The sequence below is a fragment of the Ancylobacter crimeensis genome, from assembly GCF_023016805.1.
GTDB lineage: Bacteria > Pseudomonadota > Alphaproteobacteria > Rhizobiales > Xanthobacteraceae > Ancylobacter > Ancylobacter crimeensis.
In genome coordinates, this window is record NZ_JALKCH010000017.1 from 1 (window position 1) to 21929 (window position 21929).

The 21929-nt window shown below is 65.2% G+C and carries 25 protein-coding genes; 6 read left to right on the forward strand and 19 right to left on the reverse strand.

Translation table 11 applies throughout. The features are described from left to right. Nucleotides 1-357 precede the first annotated feature (357 nt). From MWN34_RS18910 to MWN34_RS18925, 4 genes are all read left to right on the forward strand, one after another. On the forward strand, nt 358-612 hold the full coding sequence (locus tag MWN34_RS18910; protein WP_247030876.1) for a type II toxin-antitoxin system RelE family toxin: 255 nt from the start codon (nt 358-360) through the stop codon (nt 610-612). Nucleotides 613-630: 18 nt separating this feature from the next. Continuing rightward, nucleotides 631-1002: a helix-turn-helix domain-containing protein gene (locus MWN34_RS18915; RefSeq protein ID WP_247030877.1), complete on the forward strand. Its 372-nt coding sequence runs from the start codon at nt 631-633 to the stop codon at nt 1000-1002. Between the two features lie 494 nt (nt 1003-1496). Beyond that, complete coding sequence (locus MWN34_RS18920) at nt 1497-2687, forward strand: ImmA/IrrE family metallo-endopeptidase (protein WP_247030878.1); 1191 nt, start codon at nt 1497-1499, stop codon at nt 2685-2687. Next, a complete protein-coding gene (locus tag MWN34_RS18925; protein WP_247030879.1) occupies nt 2684-3160 on the forward strand; it encodes a DUF4411 family protein in 477 nt (158 codons plus the stop codon). The genes MWN34_RS18920 and MWN34_RS18925 overlap by 4 nt, the downstream gene beginning before the upstream one ends. 259 nt (nt 3161-3419) lie before the next feature. Here the strand turns inward: MWN34_RS18925 and MWN34_RS18930 are convergent, their stop codons facing one another. From MWN34_RS18930 to MWN34_RS18980, 11 genes are all read right to left on the reverse strand, one after another. Further along, nucleotides 3420-4058, reverse strand: a complete 639-nt coding sequence (locus tag MWN34_RS18930; RefSeq protein ID WP_247030880.1) for a hypothetical protein — start codon at nt 4056-4058, stop codon at nt 3420-3422. Next, nucleotides 4055-4276 (reverse strand): hypothetical protein, encoded by a 222-nt coding sequence (locus MWN34_RS18935; protein ID WP_247030881.1) that lies wholly within the window; start codon nt 4274-4276, stop codon nt 4055-4057. Before MWN34_RS18935 ends, MWN34_RS18930 begins: the two co-directional genes overlap by 4 nt. Nucleotides 4277-4395: 119 nt before the next feature. Then, nucleotides 4396-4773, reverse strand: a complete 378-nt coding sequence (locus MWN34_RS18940; protein WP_247030882.1) for a hypothetical protein — start codon at nt 4771-4773, stop codon at nt 4396-4398. Then, complete coding sequence (locus MWN34_RS18945) at nt 4770-5711, reverse strand: hypothetical protein (RefSeq protein WP_247030883.1); 942 nt, start codon at nt 5709-5711, stop codon at nt 4770-4772. The genes MWN34_RS18940 and MWN34_RS18945 overlap by 4 nt, the downstream gene beginning before the upstream one ends. Beyond that, entirely contained in the window at nt 5711-6688 is a 978-nt protein-coding gene (locus MWN34_RS18950) for a terminase TerL endonuclease subunit (protein WP_247030884.1), read from the reverse strand. The genes MWN34_RS18945 and MWN34_RS18950 overlap by 1 nt, the downstream gene beginning before the upstream one ends. Before the next feature lie 477 nt (nt 6689-7165). Continuing rightward, nucleotides 7166-8311: a hypothetical protein gene (locus MWN34_RS18955; RefSeq protein WP_247030885.1), complete on the reverse strand. Its 1146-nt coding sequence runs from the start codon at nt 8309-8311 to the stop codon at nt 7166-7168. Further along, complete coding sequence (locus MWN34_RS18960) at nt 8308-8535, reverse strand: hypothetical protein (RefSeq protein WP_247030886.1); 228 nt, start codon at nt 8533-8535, stop codon at nt 8308-8310. Before MWN34_RS18960 ends, MWN34_RS18955 begins: the two co-directional genes overlap by 4 nt. Nucleotides 8536-8587: 52 nt before the next feature. Beyond that, a complete protein-coding gene (locus MWN34_RS18965; RefSeq protein WP_247030887.1) occupies nt 8588-8839 on the reverse strand; it encodes a hypothetical protein in 252 nt (83 codons plus the stop codon). 378 nt (nt 8840-9217) lie between these two features. Continuing rightward, nucleotides 9218-9496, reverse strand: coding sequence for an AbrB/MazE/SpoVT family DNA-binding domain-containing protein (locus MWN34_RS18970; protein WP_247030888.1), 279 nt, complete (start codon nt 9494-9496; stop codon nt 9218-9220). After that, nucleotides 9480-10838, reverse strand: a complete 1359-nt coding sequence (locus MWN34_RS18975; RefSeq protein ID WP_247030889.1) for a sigma-54-dependent transcriptional regulator — start codon at nt 10836-10838, stop codon at nt 9480-9482. The genes MWN34_RS18970 and MWN34_RS18975 overlap by 17 nt, the downstream gene beginning before the upstream one ends. Nucleotides 10839-10840: 2 nt before the next feature. Continuing rightward, the gene (locus MWN34_RS18980; RefSeq protein WP_247030890.1) at nt 10841-12679 is read right to left on the reverse strand and encodes a sensor histidine kinase; all 1839 of its coding nucleotides are present in this window, start codon (nt 12677-12679) and stop codon (nt 10841-10843) included. Nucleotides 12680-12884: 205 nt separating this feature from the next. On the opposite strand from MWN34_RS18980, the gene MWN34_RS18985 reads away from it, so the two are divergent. After that, nucleotides 12885-14258, forward strand: a complete 1374-nt coding sequence (locus tag MWN34_RS18985; protein WP_247030891.1) for a dicarboxylate/amino acid:cation symporter — start codon at nt 12885-12887, stop codon at nt 14256-14258. Nucleotides 14259-14359: 101 nt separating this feature from the next. Here the strand turns inward: MWN34_RS18985 and MWN34_RS18990 are convergent, their stop codons facing one another. From MWN34_RS18990 to MWN34_RS19005, 4 genes are all read right to left on the reverse strand, one after another. Beyond that, nucleotides 14360-14974: a general stress protein gene (locus MWN34_RS18990; protein WP_247030892.1), complete on the reverse strand. Its 615-nt coding sequence runs from the start codon at nt 14972-14974 to the stop codon at nt 14360-14362. Nucleotides 14975-15013: 39 nt separating this feature from the next. Next, a complete protein-coding gene (locus tag MWN34_RS18995; RefSeq protein ID WP_247030893.1) occupies nt 15014-15325 on the reverse strand; it encodes a PepSY domain-containing protein in 312 nt (103 codons plus the stop codon). A 144-nt stretch (nt 15326-15469) separates the two neighbouring features. Then, nucleotides 15470-16915, reverse strand: coding sequence for a cardiolipin synthase (gene cls, locus MWN34_RS19000; RefSeq protein WP_247030894.1), 1446 nt, complete (start codon nt 16913-16915; stop codon nt 15470-15472). A 197-nt stretch (nt 16916-17112) separates the two neighbouring features. After that, nucleotides 17113-17424, reverse strand: a complete 312-nt coding sequence (locus MWN34_RS19005; RefSeq protein ID WP_247030895.1) for a hypothetical protein — start codon at nt 17422-17424, stop codon at nt 17113-17115. 199 nt (nt 17425-17623) lie between these two features. Here MWN34_RS19005 and MWN34_RS19010 point away from each other — a divergent pair, with 199 nt between their 5' ends. After that, nucleotides 17624-17926, forward strand: a complete 303-nt coding sequence (locus MWN34_RS19010) for a PRC-barrel domain-containing protein (RefSeq protein ID WP_247030896.1) — start codon at nt 17624-17626, stop codon at nt 17924-17926. Between the two features lie 13 nt (nt 17927-17939). Here MWN34_RS19010 and MWN34_RS19015 read toward each other — a convergent pair whose 3' ends face one another. The 4 genes from MWN34_RS19015 to MWN34_RS19030 all read right to left on the reverse strand — a co-directional run bounded on the left by MWN34_RS19015 (nt 17940) and on the right by MWN34_RS19030 (nt 21913). Next, a complete protein-coding gene (locus tag MWN34_RS19015; protein WP_247030897.1) occupies nt 17940-18152 on the reverse strand; it encodes a hypothetical protein in 213 nt (70 codons plus the stop codon). An 83-nt stretch (nt 18153-18235) separates the two neighbouring features. Then, the gene (locus tag MWN34_RS19020) at nt 18236-19021 is read right to left on the reverse strand and encodes a polysaccharide deacetylase family protein (RefSeq protein ID WP_247030898.1); all 786 of its coding nucleotides are present in this window, start codon (nt 19019-19021) and stop codon (nt 18236-18238) included. A gap of 130 nt (nt 19022-19151) precedes the next feature. Beyond that, nucleotides 19152-20066 carry a hypothetical protein gene (locus tag MWN34_RS19025; protein ID WP_247030899.1) on the reverse strand — a complete coding sequence of 305 codons (915 nt, stop codon included), beginning with the start codon at nt 20064-20066 and terminating at the stop codon, nt 19152-19154. A gap of 434 nt (nt 20067-20500) precedes the next feature. Then, a complete protein-coding gene (locus MWN34_RS19030; protein WP_247030900.1) occupies nt 20501-21913 on the reverse strand; it encodes an exopolysaccharide biosynthesis polyprenyl glycosylphosphotransferase in 1413 nt (470 codons plus the stop codon). Nucleotides 21914-21929: the final 16 nt, after the last annotated feature.

Consider the following 21929-nt stretch of genomic DNA (forward strand, 5'->3'; position numbering starts at 1 on the left):
CTGTCGCGGCCATCATGCCGCCTTCAGGCAGAAACTCCACTTATCCGACCTGTCCAAATTTCCCGAGCCAGCTCTCTTCTGACATCGGAGCACCATCTAGAACCAATCGCCGCATTAGGTGATTGATGCACCTTGTTGTCCAGATACCCCAACATAGCGCCGCGCGAGTATTTCGTCGCGACGCCTGAGAAATGGCAGACCTCGCCGGCTGTCATGCCGTCCATCGCCACGACGCCGGCCGCGCGTGGCCTCAAGACCATGGTTACCTGCCAAAATAGCCCCGGAAGCGCGCCGCTATCCGCTGGAAATTCGCTCATAGCTATTGCTCACCTAGTTGCTACGAGCTAATCTTTTTGCATGAAAGAGATCACGTTCAGCAAAGACGCGGCGCGCACCTTGCGGAAAATGCCCCGCAACATCGCCCTTCTGATCCGCGCCAAGCTGGACCAGTATGCGAGCGATCCTTCGTCCCTCGCGAACAATGTCACCGCCATCAAGAGCGAGCCCGGCTATTTCCGGCTTCGCGTTCTTGATTGGCGGGTCGTTTTTTCCGAGGACGGCTTCGTGATCTCCGTCATTCGGATCGCGCCGCGAGGCAGCGTTTATGATTGACCTAGGAGGGTCGCTGACATGACTGCCCAAACGTTCAAGACGCCGTCAGGCGAAACCATGGTCGTTCTCTCTCAGGCGGACTACGAGGCTCTTGTTGAGGCCGCGTCCGAGGCGGCGGATGCCGCTGCGGTTCGCAGCTTCAAAGAACGGATTGCCAGCGGCGAGGAGGAGTTGCTCCCGTCCGCAATGGTGGACCGCATTCTATCGGGCGAGAACCCGATTCTGGTATGGCGCGAACATCGCGGCCTGTCCGCCAGGGCGGTTGCCGAGAAGATCGGGATTGCTCCCTCGTTCCTGTCTCAGATCGAGAATGGGAAACGCGAAGGCAGCGTGGAGACCCTGAAAAAGATCGCCAAGGCCCTAGGCGTCACGCTGGATGACATCGCCTGATTTCACTGGCGCCTAAGTCCTCAGATTGAACGGCCCCGGCATCTCGGCTGGTCGAAACGTCCGCCCGATCGGCAGTCGGAAGGTTTGGCCTACCGACATGCCGTGGCCCTTTGGCGCGGTGCCATGCCGCGCCAAGCGCCGCGCGGTGCTGCGGCTGCTGGACGATGCGGAGTGGGCCGCGCGCGGCAACCGCTGGATCGCCCGACATTGTGCAGTCGATGAAGGACTTGTTCGGAAGCTTCGTCCTGAACCTGCGCCAGCATCTGCGGATAGTCCGCAGATAGACGAGCCTGCCCGCCCTCGTCTCGTCGAACGCAACGGCACGGTCTACGAGCAGAACACCTCCGGGATCGGACGGAAGCCCAATCCCGCCCCGGCCGCCGCACCCTCCGCAGCCCTCACTCCACGCCGCCACCAGTGGCGCGCTGATCTGCGCTTAACGTCGGGCCATTTTTGTGCGTTATCATGACAACAGTCCTTTCTTGGTGCCTCAAATGCCGACCAAGGTTTCTGTCCCCGTTCAACCTGAGGTGCTCGCCTGGGCACGCCGAAGTGCGTCCATCACGATCGAGGCAGCGGCAAAGGCGGTGAATGTGCCGGCTGACCGGATCGGAGAATGGGAACAGGGCAATGGCGGGCCTTCCCTGCCTCAGCTCCGCAAACTGGCCGAGAAGTATCATAGGCCGTTTGCTGTCATGCTGCTCCCCGAACCTCCGCGCGGCTTCCTTCCGCTGAAGGATTTCCGCCGAATCGATCCCGAGACCGGAAAGCCGTTTCCGATGCCGGCTCGCGTCGCCTATGAAATCCGCCTTGCACAGGACAGGCGGGATATCGCACTTGAGCTGATCGAAGAGACCAGCGGCGAAGTGCAACCCTTCAAACTATCCGCCGGGCTCAACGATGATCCGGAGGCGGTCGCCGACAGCATCCGTCATGCGCTCGGCGTTGACCCAGCCGAGATCGCGCGATGGGCCCGCAGGGAGACGGTATTTGAGGGATGGCGCGCTGCAATTGAAGCGAAGGACATTCTCGTCTTTGTCATGGGAGGAGCTCACGCTCCCGCGGTGCGTGAGGTACGCGGCTTCGCCATCCCGGCGACGACGCTGCCGGTTGTCGCCGTCAACGGCAGGGACAAGACCAACGGTCGAACCTTTACTCTCCTGCATGAATTCGCCCATCTCGTGCTCGGCGAAGGTGTCGTGGAGAACGTCGTGGCGCCCCAACTCACAATGCCGGTTGCAGTCCGGCGGATCGAGCGGTGGTGCAACGCTGTCGCTGCCGCCGTCATGATGCCGGCGGCAGCAGTCGAAACAGTAGCGGCAGGTAAGGGCATCAGTTCCGATTGGAGCTCCGCCGAGCTTGCACACGCTGCCAAACAGCTCGGCGCAAGCAGGGAAGCGGCGTTGATCCGCTTCGTAACGCTCGGCCGGGCGAGTTGGCGATCCTATGCGCGCAAACGACCAGTATTCGAACAAGAATACCAAGCGCTTGACGAGCCGAGCGGCGCCTCCGGCGGCGCACCGCATCACATGCAGATGATCGGTCGCTATGGCAAGAGCTACGCTCGCCTTGTCCTCTCCGGCTACCGGGATCGGCGGATCAACCTTAACGATGCCGCCGCCTTTCTCGGCGTGCAGGCGAAGCATATTCCCTACATCGAGCGGCAGGCGTTCAAGGCAGCATGAGCGCATCGTCCCGGCCACACTTTGTCTGGGATACCTCAGCGCTGGTCGCGGCTTGGGTCGAACGCTATCCGATCGACGTCCTTCCCGCGCTCTGGGATCGCCTGATCGTTTCGATCCAAGCCGGCGAGATGATCGCCCCTGAAGAGGTCAAGGTTGAGTTGGGGAAGCGATCCACCGACCTCCTCGATTTCCTTAGACCGTGCGACGACTTCTTCACACCGACCGATGGTCCGGTGCTGGCAGACGTTGCGGCAATCCTCGCCAAGCACCCCAAGCTCGTAATGGAGCGCAAGCGTGCCTTCGCCGCGGATCCTTTCGTGATCGCGACAGCCCGAATTTCGGGTGCCGTCATCGTCACCGAAGAAGGTCGCGGCAGTCCTGGCAAACCGAAAATCCCGGATGTCTGTGATGCCTATGGCGTCGAATGCATCAACCTGCTCGACTTGATCCGGAAGGTTCGCTGGAAGTTCTGATCGCCGCCCCGTTCGCCGTCGCTATCTGGGCACGGACGATTTCCAAACAGGCATTCATCCCAGCATCATCAGTTCCGGGAACCAGTCGGGGAAATCCCCAACGGTTGGGGATTTGGGCATGAAGGCGCTAGCCGAATTTGCTGCCCCCTCCACCCCCGACACCGTGCGCGACGATGTTGAAGCCCGCGCGGCTGCCGGCGAAAGCGTGACCGCCGCCAAAATCAAGCGCCTGAAAGCCGAAGCCAAGGCGACGCAGGATCTATGGACTTGTCAGATGCCCAATAATCCGTTGCTCAATCCGCCGGGCATAGATCGAGGTCAGCACGACCGCACCGCCAATCAGATCCTTGGCAGGCAACCCGCCATGGCCTTCGGTATCCATCTCTCGCTGGATCTCCATGAGGCGAGGTATGTCCGCTTTGACATTGATCGCGCTCGTGTCTGACGGGAGCCTGAACATCTCATAGGTTTGCGCGGTGGCCGGCACGGCAAAGAATGTTCCGACATCGACGGAAATTCCCGGCTCGATACCTGAAGCCGGATCGGTCGCGCATGCGAAGATGCGCGGGCCGTCTCGCCCGATGCCGGCGAGGATTGCCACTTGATGTCCCTGCGCACCGGCTTTCGATCTGATCCCCTGCACCCTCCAAAGCGCTTCCGGCAATGCACGGACAGCTTCCTCAAACGTTCCGCTGGCGGACATTTGCATGAGCGCAGTTGCGAGAAAAGTCAGAACATCAGTCGATCCCATCACCGCAAGGCCAGCGGCGATTGTCGGGAGCGTCACCGTCTTGACGGTACTCGAAGCCTCTCCCCTCTCGTCGATCGCGCGGGAATCCGTCGCGAGGTGAACAACGGGTTCGGGATCAGATCGCCTGAAGACGACAATTGAGGTCATCGTGCCCTCATTGAGCCGGGGATGAAGGGCGCGCCAACAGCAAGCCCGATTTGAATGCCGGTGGAAACGATAGTTCCGATTACAGTCAACCCGCCCGCAGCAGTGCCAAAGGTCGGGCCTGCCGCAATGAGTGCCGCCGCTATTACGGGATCAGCCTGTACGGCGGTGGTCATAGACATTACGGAAATCATGGTAACGACGATAAAGGTGATCTTCATCCAATTTCTCCTGGCATTCGAAAGGCATTCGACGCTCACCAGCTTGCAGTTGTGGCAACATAGATTTGGCGCCTCGATGCAACACACCGATCAGTGCCGACCAATGTGGCTCCTTCCTCTTAACCGCTCACTTGAAGCTCTATGCGCACCAGCTCGCCGGCGACGTAGATCGGTGCAGCAGCCTCGATGTTCCGCACCCGGCCGGCGATGACGAGCTTATCCCCGCGGACCGGCACCCGCACGTCGGTGCCGTCCGCGGAGGGCACGCCGGGCCAGCCAGCCTTGATGATCGGCGTCGGAGACAGGAGAACGCTCGAATCTCCCTGCACGGTGCTCCCCGTTAGCTCGTGCGGCTGATACCCCCGCACCATCGCCGGCATCTCCACGTCCGCGGGAACCGCGACGCCATCAAGCCATGTGACGCGACGCAGGATCACCGGCGAACCGAACTCCGCAAGCCAGAGATCCAAGGCGGCAAGGGCTTGAAGCGGCGTCATGGGGTGTCCTCAGCGGAGCCATCCCGGATCGGCTCGCAGACCGGCGGCCGACGCCCAAATGTCGGTGCGTAAGGGTTGCATCCCGGAGAGCAATAGCGTCGCTTCTGGCTCGGATAAGGCGGATAGAAGACCGTGCTACAGGTCAGGCATTGAAGAGCCTGCCGAACCTTCTTGGGCCGGTTGGCGGCAGCGCACTCGCGCGAACAGTACTTCGCCACACCATACGGGTTCTTCTTCGGCTTGAAGATGCTTCCGCAATGGTCGCAAGGCTTCTCTTGGTGCTTGGTTTTTGACTCAGAGAAGCACTTTTTTGTGCAATATTTCTGGCTCCTGTAGTCCATTGCGAAGATTGTTCCGCAATTCTCGCAGTCGATCACACGCTCCTCTTTCAGCTTTGCGGAGCGCTCTGCGCATGCCGCGAGGTATTCAGAGCGGGATACCGCTTCGCCCGAAAATCGTTCCTTATCCTTTCGGGCGGCGTTGGAACACATTTTGCTGCAAAACCTGACCCGCCGTCCACCATGGGAACCACGTTCTTCGTCGATCTTTCGTCTGCACCGACGACAATGAACCTCGCCCTCAAGCTCGGTCAGGTCGAGATATTCCGGCTGACCTTGATTCCATGTCGGCCGGATGGCGCCGATCTGTTTAAGAGCGACGCCTACAACCGTTCTGGCAGCATCATGAGCGTCAGGCCACGTCCACCCGTCGAGGCAGAGAGAGGCCCGAATGCCGGTGAGGCAGGCTCCTTCGAAGGCGAAGTTCGTGGGCTGTCCCGTCCTGAGAATTTTGGCGGTGAGGTCGGCGAGATGGCTCGCACGATCCGCATTGAGCTGACGCGCCGACTTTGCACGCTGTTGCTTCCGGCGCACCTTGCTGTTCGCCGCCTCCTGGGCGGATCGCAGCAGGACGCGGGTGGCAGGCGTGATCGAGAGCATCACAGCACCATCAGCTCAGGAGCCCATTCGGGATCGTCGTAGATGCTGCCGGCCACCGGGGCCTGACAGCGGGACACGGCTATCCACAGCGCAACGGCGAGGTCGATCCGGTCCCGGCTCTTGCCCTTGTGCATCGTCCGATTGCCGGCGGAATCGGTGTGGATCGCGACGTTGCCGAGGCACCAGCGGAGGACCGGAGAACACCAGCGCAGATTCCGTCCGACGATGGCGCGCTCCAGCGTGTTCAGCGCCGGGGATTGCGTCACCCATCCCTGCCGGATCGTGACGACGGGCAGGCCGTCCTCAAGCAGCGGCGCCATGATCGCCTGCGCATAGGCTGGATCGAAGCCGATCTCCCGCACGTCGAAGCGTGCGCACAGGTCGCGAATGTGCATCTCGACCGCACGGTAATCGACGACGTTGCCCGGCGTCGCGATCAGGTGGCCCTCTTCCGCCCATTGCGGATACGGCACGCCGTCCCGATCGCCGCGAACCCGCAGGTTGTCGGCTGGGCAGACCGGAACATTGTTGATCCGGAAGGACGGCTCAAGCCGCCCATCGCCAGAATAGTCGACCGTGACGTGCGCCGCCTCATAGCGCACGATCTCCACCACCCGGCCATCCACCTTGTTCGCCAGTGCCAGCGAACCCTTGTCAGTGATCAGGGCGCCGGCAACGAGATCGCGGATGAGAGCTGGGGTATCGGTCCAGTCGTTCGGCCGATCGGCCAGCAGCTTCGCAACCGGGTGCTCGCCGGCCTCGACCGGAACACCATCGACCGTGCGCAAGACTTTCAGATCAAGGCAGGCCGCAGCTTCGGAGATCAGCCGAACGCAAGATTGAACGGCTGGGACCGTCAAAGCCACCGCCGGCGAGGCGGCCCCGGAGGGGGCCGCGCCGAAGATTGTGAGCAGATCAGCGTCAGGAGCCGCCAGACTCTTGGTGCTGAGGAAGAGATTTCGAAGACGCTGAAGCATGAACCGGAGGATGACCGCTCCGGGCTCCAGGATGAATCCTGCAATTCACACCGTTTGCGTGCAGTTCAGCCAAGATGGCATAGCAGGATGCAGAGCACACTTCGCCCATCCGCGGGAAAAGGCGTGCGCAAAATGCGTCACACAGTGGTTCAACGAGTTCCTTTCGGAGGCCGGGGTCAGGCGGTCGGCCCGTGCTCGCTGCTTCATCCTGGCGGCGGAGACATCGAAGCTGAACCACCAGCCGCGCGTCACGTGCTGGTGGCGTACCCCAGCGTCCTGCCGCTCGCGTGATCGGGCCATTCCAACCCGACCTAGACGCGAGAAAGCTTTGATTTTCCGGTGCCCTCCGGTGATTGCAACGCCGGTCATGTTCCCGGCGATCGGCCCTATAGCGGGCTGGCTATGTCCCCGGCCGGCCGAAGCCGGCCCGAGGTCGTCAGCGCGGGTCGATCACCGCGGAAAGGAAGGCGAGCATGTTCATTGCGCGGCTTCCTTCTCGTATGCCGCGAGAAGCGCCCTCATTACCTTGATGATCTTCGACAGATCACGAATGGCGTCGGTCCCGTTTGATCCGGTTCGGCCCTCAATCTCCCAATACTTCCCGGTGCTGAAGCGCGGGAGCATAGCCATAGCGTCGATGTGCCCGGCGAAGGCGTTGACCGCGTCAACCTCACTCCACATGCCGCTACTGACGTTCTCGTCATCAGGCTCGCCGAAGTCAGGGAAAAGGACGTTTGAAATGTCATCGGATGCAACGATGCGGACGGCGCTACTTCCGCCCTCAACGGTGAGGTTCCAAGCATCCGCAGCTTCCGCAAACCATGCGGACCAGGCGCGAAGCGTCGCGGAAGAAAGGGTGTGATGATGGTGGGTAGGAAAGCGCTCGATGCACTCGGCCGGCGTCGGCAGTTCGGCCAGTTGCCGTTCGATCTCCCACAGCGCGGACGAGATGAACCCGTTGGCGTTGTCCCGCGCGATCTGCTTCTCGCGCTCCGTGGGCTGGCGCGATGTCTGAGCCGGAAATGGAGCGGCGGATGGTGCGACATAGACGGGATTGGCACGGGACGGGCTGGAAGGCCGCAAGCGCCCCATGGCGTCGGTGACAACGCCGCGCATATAGGCCCGTGTTGGTTCTTCCCCGCGCTCAAGCCGTTCATCCAGAGCCCGGCGGACAATGCCGGGATCGGCGGCTTCCGCGTCGCGAACCTGTCGGGCTTCGTGGATGGCCTTGCGGGTCAGGCCGATGTCGGAGGCGGTTGGCGCAGTAGGCGAATGTTCCCGACCGGAACGTTCGCCCCCTCGCCCCGCAACCTCTCCGCGTTCCTGCGCCGCGTCGTACTCGTCTGCCAACCGGCGCTTGGCCTGCGCCTCGATGTCGAGGGCATCGGCCTGCGCACGGTGCGCGGCTGCGATCAGGCTGTCATGCGCGTCCTTGGCCTTGGAGAGCCGGGCAGCCCGCTTCGCGGCGTCATAGGCGAGGCCGGCGAGGTCGCGGGCTTCAAGCACTTCGGCGGATGACTTGGCCGTCAGAAGTGCAGACGCGGCTCGCTCGACCAGAGCAGGAAGGGCGGAAGCCTGCACATCAAGCGCCCCACCCGGTATGCTAGCACTGTCCGTTCTCATGACAGCGCTCCATCATCCGCACGCGACACCGCATCAAGCGCCAGCCAGCGTGAATCGTAAGAGCCGATGAAGCGGTCAGCGGCATCGAACGCGCGGACGTCGGGGTATTCGCCTCGGACATAGCCGAGGCACCGGCGGCCGTCGTAAATCGCCCAGTTCACGTTCAGAAAATCTTTACGCACACTCAGATTTCGTTTAGATTTCTTCGTGGCTGATTTCTCCATCGCCGCCCCATGAGCCCCGTCCGTGGAACCACACGCGGACGGGGTTTTGCTTTCAGAGCGCTTCCGCATGAGCTGCCTCCCGATCGCCGGGGCGGCGTGCGAGCTGGCGATCAAGCCATTCGTCCAAAAGCTCTTCGCGGATCACGAAGGTCGATGTCCGTCCGAAGGCGAGCTTGCCGGCGGGAAGCGGGTCCAGATCGCGGTTGATGAAGCGCCGCACGGTGTCGCGGGACACGACGATCCCGCGATCGCGCAAGGCTTGGACGATCCCGTCCAGCGTCATGATGGCGCGGCGCGCGCTCATGCATTTTCGAGCCTTGGAAGGTGAGGGAGGCGCGGAAAAATCTCCTTGCGATCCAAGGGGGCGTTTACGCCCGCACCTTTCGCTAAGTGATTGATCGGGAGTTACTTTGCCACAACTCTCGACCGCACCATTCTTTTTGGTGCATTTTCAATAAGCTGCCGATTTTCAAGATGATCCGGTCGCCTCCTGGTCCAGTGAGGCGGTCCGGAATGCACATGACATCTCCTCCCCCAGAAAGGTCAGCCAGATCGGGCGAGCCGGAATGGAGGAGATCTTGCGGAGGGCCCAGCGCCGCTTCGAGCAGCCTCTTATTCCTGACGCCCTGCCCGCCGCCATGTTCGGAAAGCTGCGCGTCATGCGCAGCGAGCAACACCGTTTTCAGAACCCAACGCGGCTCCACTCCTTCGCCAGCTCCCGCAGCCCGTTGCGGCGCTTCGTCAGGATGCGCCAGGCCTCCTCCATCTGCGCCGCGAACTCCGGCTCGTAGGGGGTCAGGCGATAGCCGTCAGGCGCCTCCGTCAGATAGCGGGTATCCCCCTGCGTGACATTGAGGCGCGTCAGCACCTCCTTGGGTAGCACTGCTCCCACCGAATTGCCGACCTCGCCTTCTCCGCCGTCCGCATGTGCCTGCCGCGTGCCCTCACCTCCCCACCTCATACGCCGCCCGCTCGATGCCGTAGCGGGCGAGCTTGTCGTAGAAGGTCTTGCGGGGGATGCCGAGCGCCTCGATCGTGGCGCGCACGTCGCCGCCATGGGCTTCCAGCGCCGCACGGATGAGGTCGGCCTCGATAGTGCCGAGCCGCTCGGGCAGGGATGGCGCGCGCTCTCCCGCGGCCGGGTTCGCGAGGGGCGAGCCCTCGGGCAGGCCGAGGGCGATGCGCTCGGCGAAATGCGCCAGCTCGCGCACATTGCCCGCCCAGTCGCTCTCCCCCAGCCGGCGCTCGATGGCACGGTCGAGGCGCGGTACCTCGCGGCCATATTTGCGTGCGGCACGATCGAGGAAATGCACGAACAGCAGCGGTACGTCGCGCCGGCGTTCGCGCAGCGGGGGAATGCGCAGCGTCACCACGTTGAGCCGGTAGAAGAGGTCGGCGCGGAAGTCGCCGCGCGCGGTCGGACCGGCGAGGTCCACCTTCGTCGCCGCCACCACCCGCAGATCGACCGGGCGCAGCTCGTTGGAGCCGAGCGGGGCGATCTCGCGGGCCTCCAGCACCCGCAGCAGCTTCACCTGCGCGCTGACCGGCATGCTCTCCAGCTCGTCGAGAAACAGTGTCCCCCCGCTCGAATGCTCGATGCGGCCGATGCGTGGCTTTTGCGCGCCGGTGAAGGCGCCGGCCTCGTAGCCGAACAGCTCGCTCTCGATCACCGTCTCCGGCAGCGCTCCGCAATTGAGCGCGACGAAGGGCCGGACCCGCCGGCGGCCGAGCCGGTGCAGCAGGTTCGCCGCCACCTCCTTGCCCGTTCCGGTCTCGCCCAGCACCAGCACGTCGACATCGACATCGGCGAGGTCCCGGATCATCTGGCGCAGCCGCACCATGGCGGGCGTCTCGCCGATGAGGGCGTCCGCGCCCTCATCCGCGGCCATGGCGCGCAGGCGGCGATTCTCCATCACCAGCGTGCGCTTCTCCAACGCCCTTCGCAGCGTCCCGGTCAGGCGCTCGCCGGCATACGGCTTGGCGATGAAGTCGTAGGCGCCCTCGCTCATCGCCTCCACCGCCATGGCGATGTCGGCATGGCCGGAGATCAGCACCACGGGAATGTCGGGATCGAGCGCCCGGAGGCGGCGGAACAGCTCGATGCCGCTGATGCCCGGCATGCGCACGTCGGTGACCACCACCCCGGCGAAATCCGGGCCCAGCCTCTCCAGCACCTCTCCGGCCGAGGCGAAGGCGCGCGCGCGCAGGCCGGCAAGCTGCAGCGCCTGCACATTTGCGCCGCGCAGATCCTCGTCGTCGTCGACGAAGGCGATGTCCACATCGGTCAGCTCGCGCTCCTCCATGATCAGGTGGCCCTCCGCAGGGTGATGGTGAAGACGCAGCCCTCCCCCGGCCGGCACGCTGCGTGGAGCGTGCCGCCGAAGCGGCTGACGATGTCGTGGCAGATGACGAGACCGAGCCCGAGCCCCCTCGGCTTGGAGGAGCGGAAGGGCGTGAAGAGCGCGGCCACCTCGTCCTCGCTCATTCCGGGTCCGCGATCGGCGACGGTGACGACCACATGCTCGCCCTCGACCCGGAAGCCTAGCGCCAACGGCGCCTCCGGTGCGGTCCGGATACCGTCGGCCGCCAACGCCTCGATGGCGTTGCGCATCAGGTTGACCAGCACCTGCTCCAGTTCGACCCGCCGGCCCATCACCCGAAGCCCCGACGGCACGGCGGTGACCACGGGGCGGATACCGGACTGGCGCAGCGGCGCGTCGAGGATCATGAGCGCCCCCACGACCGCATCGGCCAGCACCACCGGCTCCACCGCGCCGGTGCCGCGCCGGGCGAAACCGCGCAACGTGTCGGTGATCGCACCGATGCGCTCGGTGAGCCCCACCACCTTGCCGAGCGCACCCGCAGCCGGGGCGGCATCCCCGCGCGCCAGAAAGGCACGGGCGTTCTCCGCATAGGTACGGATGGCGGCGAGCGGCTGGTTGATCTCGTGAGCGACGCCCGCCGTCACCTGGCCAAGCGTGGCGAGACGGTTGGCCTTGGCCAGTTCTTCGCGTGCATCGGAAAGGCGCTCCTGCGCGCGGCCGCGCTCGGCGATCTCCTCCACCAGCCGGGCATTGGCCCCGGCAAGCTCGGCGGTGCGCGCGGCGACGCGCTGCTCCAGCTCCGCCTTGATCCGCGCATCGGCCTGCAGCCGCGCACGGGCCTGCCGGCGGCGGCGCAGGAGCACCGCTCCGATGCCGAGGCCCGGCATCAGCAGCAGAGCTGCCAGCACCTGCAGGCTGGTCTGCTCGGTGCGGATGGCGTGATCGACCGGCAGCAGCACCTCGAGCTGCCAGGCCGTGGTCGGCACCGGCGTGCGGGCATCGACGAAGCGCCCGCGCAAATTCGCGGCGCGCAGCAGCCCGCTGCCGGTGTCGGCGCGGATGAGCGGCAAGGGATCGAGCGGTGCGGCGCCGAATTGCAGAGAGCGGCGGATCGCGGCGGCGTCCTTCGGGTCGAATGGATGTTCGGTATGAAAGCGCCAGGCCTCCACCGTCGTGAGCAGCACGACACCCCGCGCATCCACCACATAGGCCTGCCCGCCGAGCGCGGTCCAGTCGGCCTCCACGCGGTCGAACTCGACCTTGACGACGATAACGCCGAGCGGGCCCTGCTTCCCGTCGATGCGGCGGGAGATATAGAAGCCCGGCCGGTTGCTCACCGTGCCGAGGGCGAATTGCTCGGCCGTCCCGTCCGCCATCGCGCGCAGGTAATAGTCGCGGAAGGAATAGTCGCTGCCGACGAAGCTCACCGGCTCGGCCCAGTTGCTGGCGGCGATTGCGACGCCCATGCGATCCAGCAGATAGATCACCGAGGAATGGGTCTCGCGGGCGATGCCGTCGAATTTACGGTCGAGCTCCTGCGGATCGCCGCCCTCCAGCGCCCGGTGGACGTCCGGGTCGCGCGCGAGGATCAGCGGCACGGCGCGTTGCTTCTCCAGCTCGCCGCGCAGCACTGCGATGGCGAGCGTCGCCGCGTTCTCGGCGCCGGCACGCGCGACGGCCACCGCGCGGTTGCGTCCGATATTGGCTGCGGCAAGAAAGGCGCCCGCCAGGAGCGCCAGCGCCACCACGGTAAAGACCGCCCACGGCCAGCGTGCGGCCGGTGCGGCGGAGACGGGCGGGGATGTGGCGGGCGAAACCATACGGCCATGTTGCGCGACGTTTCGCACACATCAAGCCCGACCTGTGCGGATTTCCGCACGAACCGGATGGTGCGATGACCCGAGAGCACGAGTAAATAACTGACATTGCTCAGTTTTACGGATTCCATCCGGCTGGCACGAGGGTTGCTGTTGGCAGGACGCATTCTGCCAAGAACGAGAAAAACCAAGCCCCTCGGAGGAAACGATGGCGCCCCTCATCCAGCCGGCGACGACGAAACCGGCCACGCCTGCCCACCCCAGGAAATTCTACCAGCATCTCTATGTGCAGGTGCTCGTCGCCATCGCGCTCGGCATCGCCATCGGCCATTTCTGGCCGGAGACCGGCGCGGCGCTGAAGCCGCTCGGCGACGCCTTCATCAAGCTGGTGAAGATGATCATCGCACCGGTGATCTTCCTCACCGTTTCCACCGGCATCGCCGGAATGACCGACATGCAGAAGGTCGGGCGGGTCGCCGGCAAGGCGATGCTCTATTTCCTGTGCTTCTCGACGCTGGCGCTGATCGTCGGCCTCATCATCGGTAATCTCATCCAGCCGGGCGCCGGCCTGCACATCGACCCGCACACGATCGACGCCAAGGCGATCCAGGTCTATGCGGAGAAGGCGCATGACGCGAGCGTCGTCGGCTTCCTGCAGAACATCATTCCCGACACCGTGGTCAGCGCGTTCGCCTCGGGCGACATCCTTCAGGTGCTGTTCTTCTCGGTGCTGTTCGGCACGGCCCTCGCCATGGTGGGCGAGCGCGGCAGGCCGGTTACCGACTTCCTGCAGAACCTCTCGGTTCCGGTGTTCAAGCTGGTCGCCATCCTGATGAAGGCGGCTCCGCTCGGCGCCTTTGGCGCGATGGCCTTCACCATCGGCAAATACGGCATCGGCTCGGTTGCCAACCTCGCCATGCTGATCGCCACCTTCTACATCACCGCAGCGGTGTTCATCTTCATCGTGCTGGGCGCGGTGTGCCGTTACAACGGCTTCTCCATCTTCGCGCTGATCCGCTACATCAAGGAGGAAATCCTCCTCGTCGTCGGCACCTCTTCCTCGGAAGCCGCCCTGCCGAGCCTGATGGAGAAGATGGAGGCCGCGGGCTGCAAGCGCTCGGTGGTCGGCCTCGTGGTGCCGACCGGTTACTCCTTCAACCTCGACGGCACCAACATCTACATGACGCTCGCGGCGCTGTTCATCGCGCAGGCCATGGACATCCACCTCTCGCTGCAGGAGCAGGTGCTGCTGCTGCTGGTCGCTATGCTGTCTTCGAAGGGCGCGGCGGGCATCACCGGGGCAGGCTTCATCACGTTGGCCGCCACCCTCTCGGTGGTACCGACCGTGCCCGTTGCGGGCCTCGCCCTCATCCTTGGCATCGACCGCTTCATGTCCGAGTGCCGGGCCGTGACGAACTTCATCGGCAATGCGGTCGCCACGATCGTGGTCGCCCGCTGGGAAGGCGAACTCGACGCCGATCGGCTCAAGGCCGCCCTCGCCGGCAAGCTCCCGGAGGATGTCTCCGATATGGCCTCGGAGGATGAGCGCACGCCGCACCCCGCCCCCGTCGCCGCCTCCTGAGGCTGGAAATCTTCACCCCCGGCCCGGTTTTCGGCCGGAAACGACACCGCCGCGCGATGATCCATCGCGCGGCGAGGTGCTTTCAAAGGAACGCTTCTGCGTCAGACGCGATAGCGCGCCCGCTCGCGTTCCACCTGTTCGGACGTGAAGGCCGGCGCATCCGGGTCGAAACGCGACCAGCCTTCGCCGCGATAGACCTGCTCGCGCGCGGTGATATCGACGCCGGTCTCGTCGTCGAGAATGGCCTGCGCCTCCGCGGCCAGACCGTCCGGCACGCGGGCCGACACCACGGTGCCGCCGCGGCGCACGCCCTCGGCATAGACATTGGCGCGGTCCTCGGAGACGCCCTCCGCCGTCAGACCGCCGACGATGCCGCCGACGGCGCCACCGGCCGCAGCCCCCGCGAGGACGCCGACACCGGTTGCCGCCAGCCAGCCGGCCGCCACCACGGGGCCGACGCCGGGGATAGCCAGCAGGCCGAGGCCGGTCAGCAGACCGCCCGCGCCGCCGATCGCCGCGCCGACACCGGCACCGGCCGCAGCACCTTCGCCGGCTTCGCTTTCGCGCGCGTCCGCCTCGACGCGGCGGCCGTACCAGTCGTCGGTGTTGTTGGCGACCAGGCTGATGTCCGCGCGGTCGATGCCGAGCGCCTGCAGCTTGTTCACGGCGGACTGAGCGTCGTCATAGGTGTCGAAGAGGCCAGAAACAGTTGCCATGTGCGTTCTCCCGATGCTGTTCGGTGCGATCCGGCCGGATCAGTGCGGAAACACGTTGCCCTGGTAATCCAGAGCGACATCGTGGGAGGCACCGCCCTTCTGGGCCTTGCCGCGCCAGACGCCGTCCTTGTCCTTGGCCAGGCCGGTGACGTGGGTGAAGCCCTTGGCTTCGATGCGCTTCATCGCCTGATGTTCGGTGAAGCTGTTGGCGCCCTTTGCCGGCTCCATTGGCATTGCACTGTCCTGCGTCGTCACCGCAGGAGTATTCGGGTCCGGATTCGCCGCCGGGGTTTGGGCGAATGCAGGGCCTGACAGAGCAATTGCCATGGCAATAGGCAGGATATATTTCATCGCATTCACCTTTCTGCTTGCAGATTGTGCAGAATGAACGCGAGGTGCGCGCGATGGTTCCTGCGGCCGGAAGACGATTTCCAGAGGAAAGCGACGGAACAAAAAGACGCCTGCCATCAGCTACCGGCGCGCCGACCTGACGGCTCAGAGCACCGGTCCGAGCATGGCGATGATGTTGTTCAGGAGTTGGCGCGGCAGGCTCCACGCCTTCACATCCTCGGACGTGACGATGGGGGCGGCGTCCATGAACACCTGCTGACGCGCCCGCACCGCCTGCGTGAAGGCGGGATCGTAGAGCAGGATGTTGTTCTCGGCGTTCAGCTCGAAGCTGCGGCGATCCATGTTGGCGGAGCCGATCAACGTCATCTCGCCATCCACCGTCAGCGTCTTGGCGTGGAGCAGGCCGCCGACATATTCGCGGATGGTGACGCCCGCCGCCAGCAGTTCGGCATATTCGCTGCGGCTGGCCGCGGCGACGATCCAGGAATCGTTGCGCCGGGGAAACACGATCGTCGTCGCCACGCCGCGCCGCGCGCTGGCGCAGAGCGCGGCCTGGATCGGCTCGTCCGGCACGTAATAGGGTGTGGTGATGACGAGTTCGCGCTGCGCCACGTTCATCAGCGAGCAGAAGGTCTCCGGCATCGCCGAATAGCGCACCCCGCCGCCCGAGCCGATGACCTGCGCGGTGAATCCCGACTGCGGCGGCGGGAGCGGCGCGCGAAACAGCGCGGTGAGATCCTCTCCGGTCTGCGCCATCCAGTTGCCGGCGAAGAGATGCTGGTTCTGGCGCACCACCGGGCCCTCGAACCGGGCCATGACGTCCACCCACGGCGCAAAGCGCGCTTTCACCGCGAAAGCCGCATCGGCACAGTTCTGGCTGCCGCAATAGGTGACGGCGTTGTCGATCACCACGATCTTGCGGTGGTTGCGCATGTCGATGCGGCCATCGAGCAGACGCAGCAGCGGATTGCCGATTTTGAGCGCCGCGCTCAGCTTCACGCCGCGCGCCGCCATCTCCTGCCAATGGACGGAGCGGATGAGCGCCCGCGAACCAAGATCGTCCGCCATGGCGCGGCAGACCAAGCCTCGCGAGGCCGCGCGCTTCAGGGCCTCGACGACCTTCAGCCCGCTCCCGTCCGCCAGCCAGATATAGAACAGCACATGCACGCTCTCGCGCGCGGCGTCGATGTCGGCGACGATGGCCGCGATGGCGGCGGCGGAATCCGGCAGCAGCGTCGCCCGGTTGCCGCCCACCGGCAGATAGCCGTTGACCGACCGGCCGCCGCGGAACACCTGCACGAAGCGCTCATGGACCGTTTCCTCGGAGGAGGGGCCGGCAACCTCGCCCGCCGGCGGAAGCGCGGCGCGCGCCGCGCTCAGCCGGGCCATGCGCCGCCGGCCGAGATTCGCTTCACCGAACAGCACATAGGCAATGACGCCCACCACCGGCGCCAGGGCGATCACCAGCACCCAGGCGAAACGCGAGGCCGGCTCGCGATGCGGCCGCAGCAGCGCACGCACGATGAAGATGAACTGCAGAGCGGCGTGGATCGCAAGGAACAGCCAGCCGAGAACGGCGGAATCGTGCATGGGCGAAAAGGGGGGCGCTGGAGGCGGTCGATGCCGCATTAAACCACGGCACATGCCGAAATGCGCGAGGCCTCGCGCCGGAGTCTGGACGCTAGCACCAAGGCCGGACGGCCTTTAGCCGGCTGCCCGCCCGGCACCCGCGACGTGCGGGTGCCGGCATGTCGTCCTGTCGCCCCCTCTTTGGGAGCGGCAAAGCGTCAGCGCCACTCATACCAGCAACGGTTCCGCACGCGGCCCCACCGGTCGCGCACGCGACGGCAGACGCGAACCCGGCGGCGGCGACGGCGAGGCGGCGGCGGCCGGTGCCATCCGCTCCGTACGGTTTCGATCGGCGTTCCGTCCGGCGTCGAGCCGGCGGCGACCACATCCACATCGGTTTCCGGTTCGAGCGGCGCGATGTTCTTCAGCTGACCGAGAACCGTGGCCTCCGCCTTCGCGCCCGAAAGGGCAAGCGTGCCCCCGGCTCCGGCAAGACCCAGCAGGCCGAACAGAAATCCACGACGATCCATGCCTTCCTCCTTCACACCAGTCCCGCCATGTTAGCCGCGAAGACGCGAGGGGAGAAGCAGGGGCGGGACAAAGCCGCAGAACCGGTCGACCCGGAAGCATGGCCGGCAAAATAGCACCATGCTTCCCCACATTCCGGCTGCGCTGGAACCGGCGGACAGTGCCGACGGTTGGTCCGTGCGCAAACCGGGAGGACACACCATGGACCACGCCAACCATATCCGGCTCAGCTCGGCCGAACTGACACCCGCCCACCTGGAGGGCGCAACCATCTACGGGCCCGGCGACGAGAAGATCGGTCACGTCTCGCATCTGCACGGCGTCGGACCCGCGACGCAGGTTGTCATTGATGTCGGCGGCTTTCTCGGGCTCGGCGTCAAGCCGGTCGCGGTACCGATCGGTGATCTCGATTTCATGCGCGACGCCGATGGCAGCGTGCATGCCGTGACCGCCTTCACGAAGGACCAGCTCAAGCACATGCCGGAGCATCGCGACGATCCGTGATCCCGGAATGGTTTCAGCCCGTCGCCGGAAAGCCGAGCCGCTCGAACCGGTGTACGCCGGGATCCTGATGGCACACGCACTGATATTGTCGCGCCATCTCCTCGACCGCGCGGGCCTGTTGCGCGCGCGGACCGGTGAAGACCTTGTCGATCCACTCGTCGGGAACGCTGAGGATCATGCCCGCTTCAAGACGGCAGAGGATGATTCTGAGTTCGTCGCCGTTCAAGCCGTCCTCCCGTTATTGGCATCTTGTGTGCCGGCGGGACTGCTATAGGGCGGCGGCGCACCCTTCATCAAGCAGCCGCCGGCTTATTGAGGCGCACTGGCGACATTGGCCACGGGAACCGGCTGCACCACGCGGTAGCCTTGCGCCTGCAGCGCGGCGAGGAAGGCCGGCATCATGGCCACCGTCTGCGCGCGGGTGTCGTGGAACAGGATGATGCCCTTGCCGGCGTGCTGAAGCCGCTCCATCACCAGATTGAGCTGGTGTTCGGGGGTCTGCTTCTCCCAATCGCTGGCCCATAGGTCCGCGCCAAAGGTCGCGATGCCGCGCGTGTCGAGATAGGCCAGCAATTCCGGCGAAGAACCGAAGCCCGGAAAACGGAAGAACGGCACGCGCAGTCGCGTGCCCGCATGGCCATACGCCGCCTTTTCATCGGCGCGGAAACCCTGCTCGATGTCCGCGACCGCCTTGTCATAGGAAATGTCGGCCAGCGTCATCGGGTGGGTCATGCTGTGGTGACCCAGGGTGTGACCCTCGGCGATGATGCGCTTCACAAGATCGGGATGGGCCTGCGCGTTGCGTCCCACCACGAAAAAGGTGGCGTGCACGCATTGGTCGGCCAGGATCTTCAGCATCTTCGGCGTGGTGCCGGGGTTCGGGCCGTCGTCGAAGGTGAGCACCACCTCGTGGTCGGCCAGCGCAAGCGTCTGGGGAAAATGCTTGGTGCCGACATGCAGTCCCGCCGGGTCGACGCTCAGGATGCGGGCCGTGCCGAGCTTGCCGGCGCAACGGTCGTCAGCCGCTGCGGCGGATGCGACGGCAAGCGAGAAAGCGAGCGACAGGGCGACGAGACGGACGAACTGGGACAGCATGGGCAAACCGGCGCAAGGAGCCGCCTCACGGGCAGCCGCGCCACTCATAAAGGAAGCACCCCACAGCAGCCAGAGGCGGCGAAGCGGGGCTGCTCTTCATTCGCGGAAGGTTGCGGCGATGCCACGATCCTCAGGCGGCGCGGTCGAGCATGGCGCGCAGGGTGTCACCCATGGTCGCGTCGCGGCCGATGAGGGTCTCGGCCAGCACCCGGCCGGCGGAAGACAGCCGGCCATTCTTGAGGATGCGATCCTCAAGCCAGCCGGCGACCGGCGCCGCGAGACGGACCGGCGCGATGAGACCGGCGAGTTCCCCGCCTTCCCCGGCATCGAGTTCCGCCACCGAGCGCGGGCCGATCCTGCGGACAGGTGGCTGCAACGCGGTGCCACGCGGCGTGGCCACCAGCCCCGATGCGGCGCAGGCATGCTGGGCGATGGCGCGCAGGAACAGCGGCGCGAAGCCGGGATCATTCTCCGCGTCGATGGTCGCATCATGGATGCCGAACAGCGCCTCGGCCTCCTCGCGGGAGATCGATCGTCCCTCCCCGCCGCCCCCGGCGATGAGGATGCGGCGGATAAGGGCGACGTCAGCTTCGTCGACGACACGGCTGAAATGGGCCCGCCCGCCGAGCGCCGAGCCTTCCCCGGTGATGATGGCGGCACGCAGTTGCATGAGCGCGAAGGCAGGCAGGCGCCGCGAAACGGTGCGCGCGCCTTCCATGATGCGGATCAGCAGCGGCATGGCGCGCGGGCTCTCGACTCGGCCGAGCGGGGCGAAGGTTTCCATCAGCCAGTCGCACTTCTCGCCGTCGACCTCGCCGGCCGGTGCGAGATCACCGAGCACATGGCCGGCAATCGCCGTGATGAAGAAGGCCGACCATTCGGGAGCCTGCGGCACGACCCACTGGTTGAACGCCACGAGATCCTCGGCATCGCGAACGCTCAGCGCTCCGTCAATGACCATGGACCGGCTGAGATACGCAACATCCGCAGCGGCGATCGCGCCGACGGACCCACGGACGATATGCCCGCGCATCTGCTCACTCACCTGCGCCTCCAGCACCAACGGCTCTGACGATGATCGTTAAGGGAGTGTGCGCGCGGGCGGTTACCGGCGCGTTACCGGATGCGGCGAAGTGGCTGTGAGTGTCTGCAAAGCGGCCGCCAGCCGCGGCCATCCACATCGGGACGCGATGGCCGCCGGCAGAAAAATCCTTTACGGATCAATATGATGTAGGGCGGAACTCACATCTCGCTGCTCCGTCCACACCCGCTCGGCCATGGCTCTCAGTCCTGCGCATCGGCCGGATTCTGCAGCAGGCGCAAACCGGCCGCCGGACGGCGATACCGCAATGCGGTATGGGGATCTCGGAGGGCGTGCAGGGGGTTCTTTCGAGGCGACGTACGCACGGCGGGTGAACCCACACAAAAGAAAACCGGGCCTGCAGGGCCCGGTCGGAAAGCGCCGCAATGGAATGCCGATCAGTAGGCGTTGCGATGGACCATCACCGTGAAGGTCATGATGAGGATCTTCACATCCGCCCAGAGCGACCAGCCATTGATATATTCGAGGTCCGCCGCCACACGGCGCTCGATATCCGCACGCCGGTGGGTGGCTCCGCGCAGACCGCGCACCTGGGCAAGGCCGGTGACGCCCGGCTTCATCGAATGGCGGCGCCAATAATCCGGCACCAGCTCCCAGAACAATGCGCCTTCCGCCCGCGAGCCCAGCGCATGGGGACGCGGGCCCACGAGGCTCATGTCGCCATTCAGCACGTTGAAGAGCTGGGGCAGCTCGTCGATGCTGGTCTTGCGCAGGAAGCTGCCGATCCGGGTGATGCGCGGATCGGTGCGCGAGGCCGAAACAAATCCGCTGGTGTCGGTCAGATCGGTGCGCATGGTGCGCATCTTGAAGCAACGATAGGTCCGGTTGTTCTGGCCGACGCGCTCCTGGATGAAGAAGGCCGGGCCCTTCGAGTCCAGCTTCACCAGAATGGCGAAGATCGCGATGATCGGGCCGAAGATCGGCAGCAGCATCAGCGTGACGCCAAGATCGAAGGCGCGCTTGACCACGCGCTCGCCAAGATTGAGCGGACCGCGGGAAATGACGAGCGTGGAATGCGCCTGCCAATGGGAGAGCGCCAGCGGCTTCACATCGCCCAGATCCGCGACCAGCTCCGCATTGTGGCCGCTGACCTGCATCGTTTCCGCCCATTTCTGGCGTTCGGCAGGGCTTTCGAAGGAAAGAATGACGCGGTCGGCATCGCGCACCAGCCGGCCGACACGGTCGAGGAAGGCGGGATCGGACATGTCCGGCACGAGGTTGGCGGCCCGTACATCCACGATGCGGGTCGCCCGGTCGCCGCTGCGGCGGCCGGTCAGGCCACCGTCGGTCAGCAACATCGCGCTCTGCTGGACGATGGCGCGCAGGCTGTTTCGCAGCATCACGACACCGAACGCCCGAACGAGCATGAGCAGCAGGGTCGCGAAGAGGATCGCGTAGAGGGTCTCGAGGCGGGAGAACGTGGCCCCGACCCTCAAGGCGAAGGCGGCGGTGAAGCCGAAGGCGACCGCGATGGCCAGCGCCGGAAACGGCTTGCTGAGCGAGCGCGACAGCGAGCGCAGGGTACGGACGCGATAGCCACCCAGGGCGACGGAAGCAAGAAGGTAGGTGGGGGCGATGACCCCGAAGACCTGCAGCCAGTTGCTTGACTGGACATCGCCCTGACGCATCAGAGCGCCGAGCGCCGTGCCTACTGCGATCGCCCCGAGATCGGCCATCACGCTGCCGATGACGATGAGGAAACGGATAAGGTTGCGGTGCCTTAGGGCGAATTCCCTTCGCGTGTCTGCGCTGTCAGCCTCGGCTACGTATACGCTGCCGACCTCACTCATGCCCAAGCCCCCTGCC

Excerpts from the sequence above, each read along its gene's own strand:
- MWN34_RS18980 (WP_247030890.1), bottom strand. The coding sequence starts at position 12,679 with ATGGTTTCGCCCGCCACATCCCCGCCCGTCTCCGCCGCACCGGCCGCA.
- MWN34_RS18995 (WP_247030893.1), bottom strand. The coding sequence starts at position 15,325 with ATGAAATATATCCTGCCTATTGCCATGGCAATTGCTCTGTCAGGCCCT.
- MWN34_RS18970 (WP_247030888.1), bottom strand. The coding sequence starts at position 9,496 with ATGAGGTGGGGAGGTGAGGGCACGCGGCAGGCACATGCGGACGGCGGA.
- MWN34_RS18960 (WP_247030886.1), bottom strand. The coding sequence starts at position 8,535 with ATGGAGAAATCAGCCACGAAGAAATCTAAACGAAATCTGAGTGTGCGT.
- MWN34_RS18935 (WP_247030881.1), bottom strand. The coding sequence starts at position 4,276 with ATGAAGATCACCTTTATCGTCGTTACCATGATTTCCGTAATGTCTATG.
- MWN34_RS18915 (WP_247030877.1), top strand. The coding sequence starts at position 631 with ATGACTGCCCAAACGTTCAAGACGCCGTCAGGCGAAACCATGGTCGTT.
- MWN34_RS18910 (WP_247030876.1), top strand. The coding sequence starts at position 358 with ATGAAAGAGATCACGTTCAGCAAAGACGCGGCGCGCACCTTGCGGAAA.
- MWN34_RS19030 (WP_247030900.1), bottom strand. The coding sequence starts at position 21,913 with ATGAGTGAGGTCGGCAGCGTATACGTAGCCGAGGCTGACAGCGCAGAC.
- MWN34_RS19010 (WP_247030896.1), top strand. The coding sequence starts at position 17,624 with ATGGACCACGCCAACCATATCCGGCTCAGCTCGGCCGAACTGACACCC.
- MWN34_RS18950 (WP_247030884.1), bottom strand. The coding sequence starts at position 6,688 with ATGCTTCAGCGTCTTCGAAATCTCTTCCTCAGCACCAAGAGTCTGGCG.
- MWN34_RS18940 (WP_247030882.1), bottom strand. The coding sequence starts at position 4,773 with ATGACGCCGCTTCAAGCCCTTGCCGCCTTGGATCTCTGGCTTGCGGAG.
- MWN34_RS18925 (WP_247030879.1), top strand. The coding sequence starts at position 2,684 with ATGAGCGCATCGTCCCGGCCACACTTTGTCTGGGATACCTCAGCGCTG.
- MWN34_RS18945 (WP_247030883.1), bottom strand. The coding sequence starts at position 5,711 with ATGCTCTCGATCACGCCTGCCACCCGCGTCCTGCTGCGATCCGCCCAG.
- MWN34_RS19020 (WP_247030898.1), bottom strand. The coding sequence starts at position 19,021 with ATGCTGTCCCAGTTCGTCCGTCTCGTCGCCCTGTCGCTCGCTTTCTCG.
- MWN34_RS18920 (WP_247030878.1), top strand. The coding sequence starts at position 1,497 with ATGCCGACCAAGGTTTCTGTCCCCGTTCAACCTGAGGTGCTCGCCTGG.
- MWN34_RS18975 (WP_247030889.1), bottom strand. The coding sequence starts at position 10,838 with ATGGAGGAGCGCGAGCTGACCGATGTGGACATCGCCTTCGTCGACGAC.
- MWN34_RS18930 (WP_247030880.1), bottom strand. The coding sequence starts at position 4,058 with ATGACCTCAATTGTCGTCTTCAGGCGATCTGATCCCGAACCCGTTGTT.
- MWN34_RS18955 (WP_247030885.1), bottom strand. The coding sequence starts at position 8,311 with ATGAGAACGGACAGTGCTAGCATACCGGGTGGGGCGCTTGATGTGCAG.
- MWN34_RS18985 (WP_247030891.1), top strand. The coding sequence starts at position 12,885 with ATGGCGCCCCTCATCCAGCCGGCGACGACGAAACCGGCCACGCCTGCC.
- MWN34_RS18965 (WP_247030887.1), bottom strand. The coding sequence starts at position 8,839 with ATGAGCGCGCGCCGCGCCATCATGACGCTGGACGGGATCGTCCAAGCC.
- MWN34_RS19005 (WP_247030895.1), bottom strand. The coding sequence starts at position 17,424 with ATGGATCGTCGTGGATTTCTGTTCGGCCTGCTGGGTCTTGCCGGAGCC.
- cls (WP_247030894.1), bottom strand. The coding sequence starts at position 16,915 with ATGCACGATTCCGCCGTTCTCGGCTGGCTGTTCCTTGCGATCCACGCC.
- MWN34_RS18990 (WP_247030892.1), bottom strand. The coding sequence starts at position 14,974 with ATGGCAACTGTTTCTGGCCTCTTCGACACCTATGACGACGCTCAGTCC.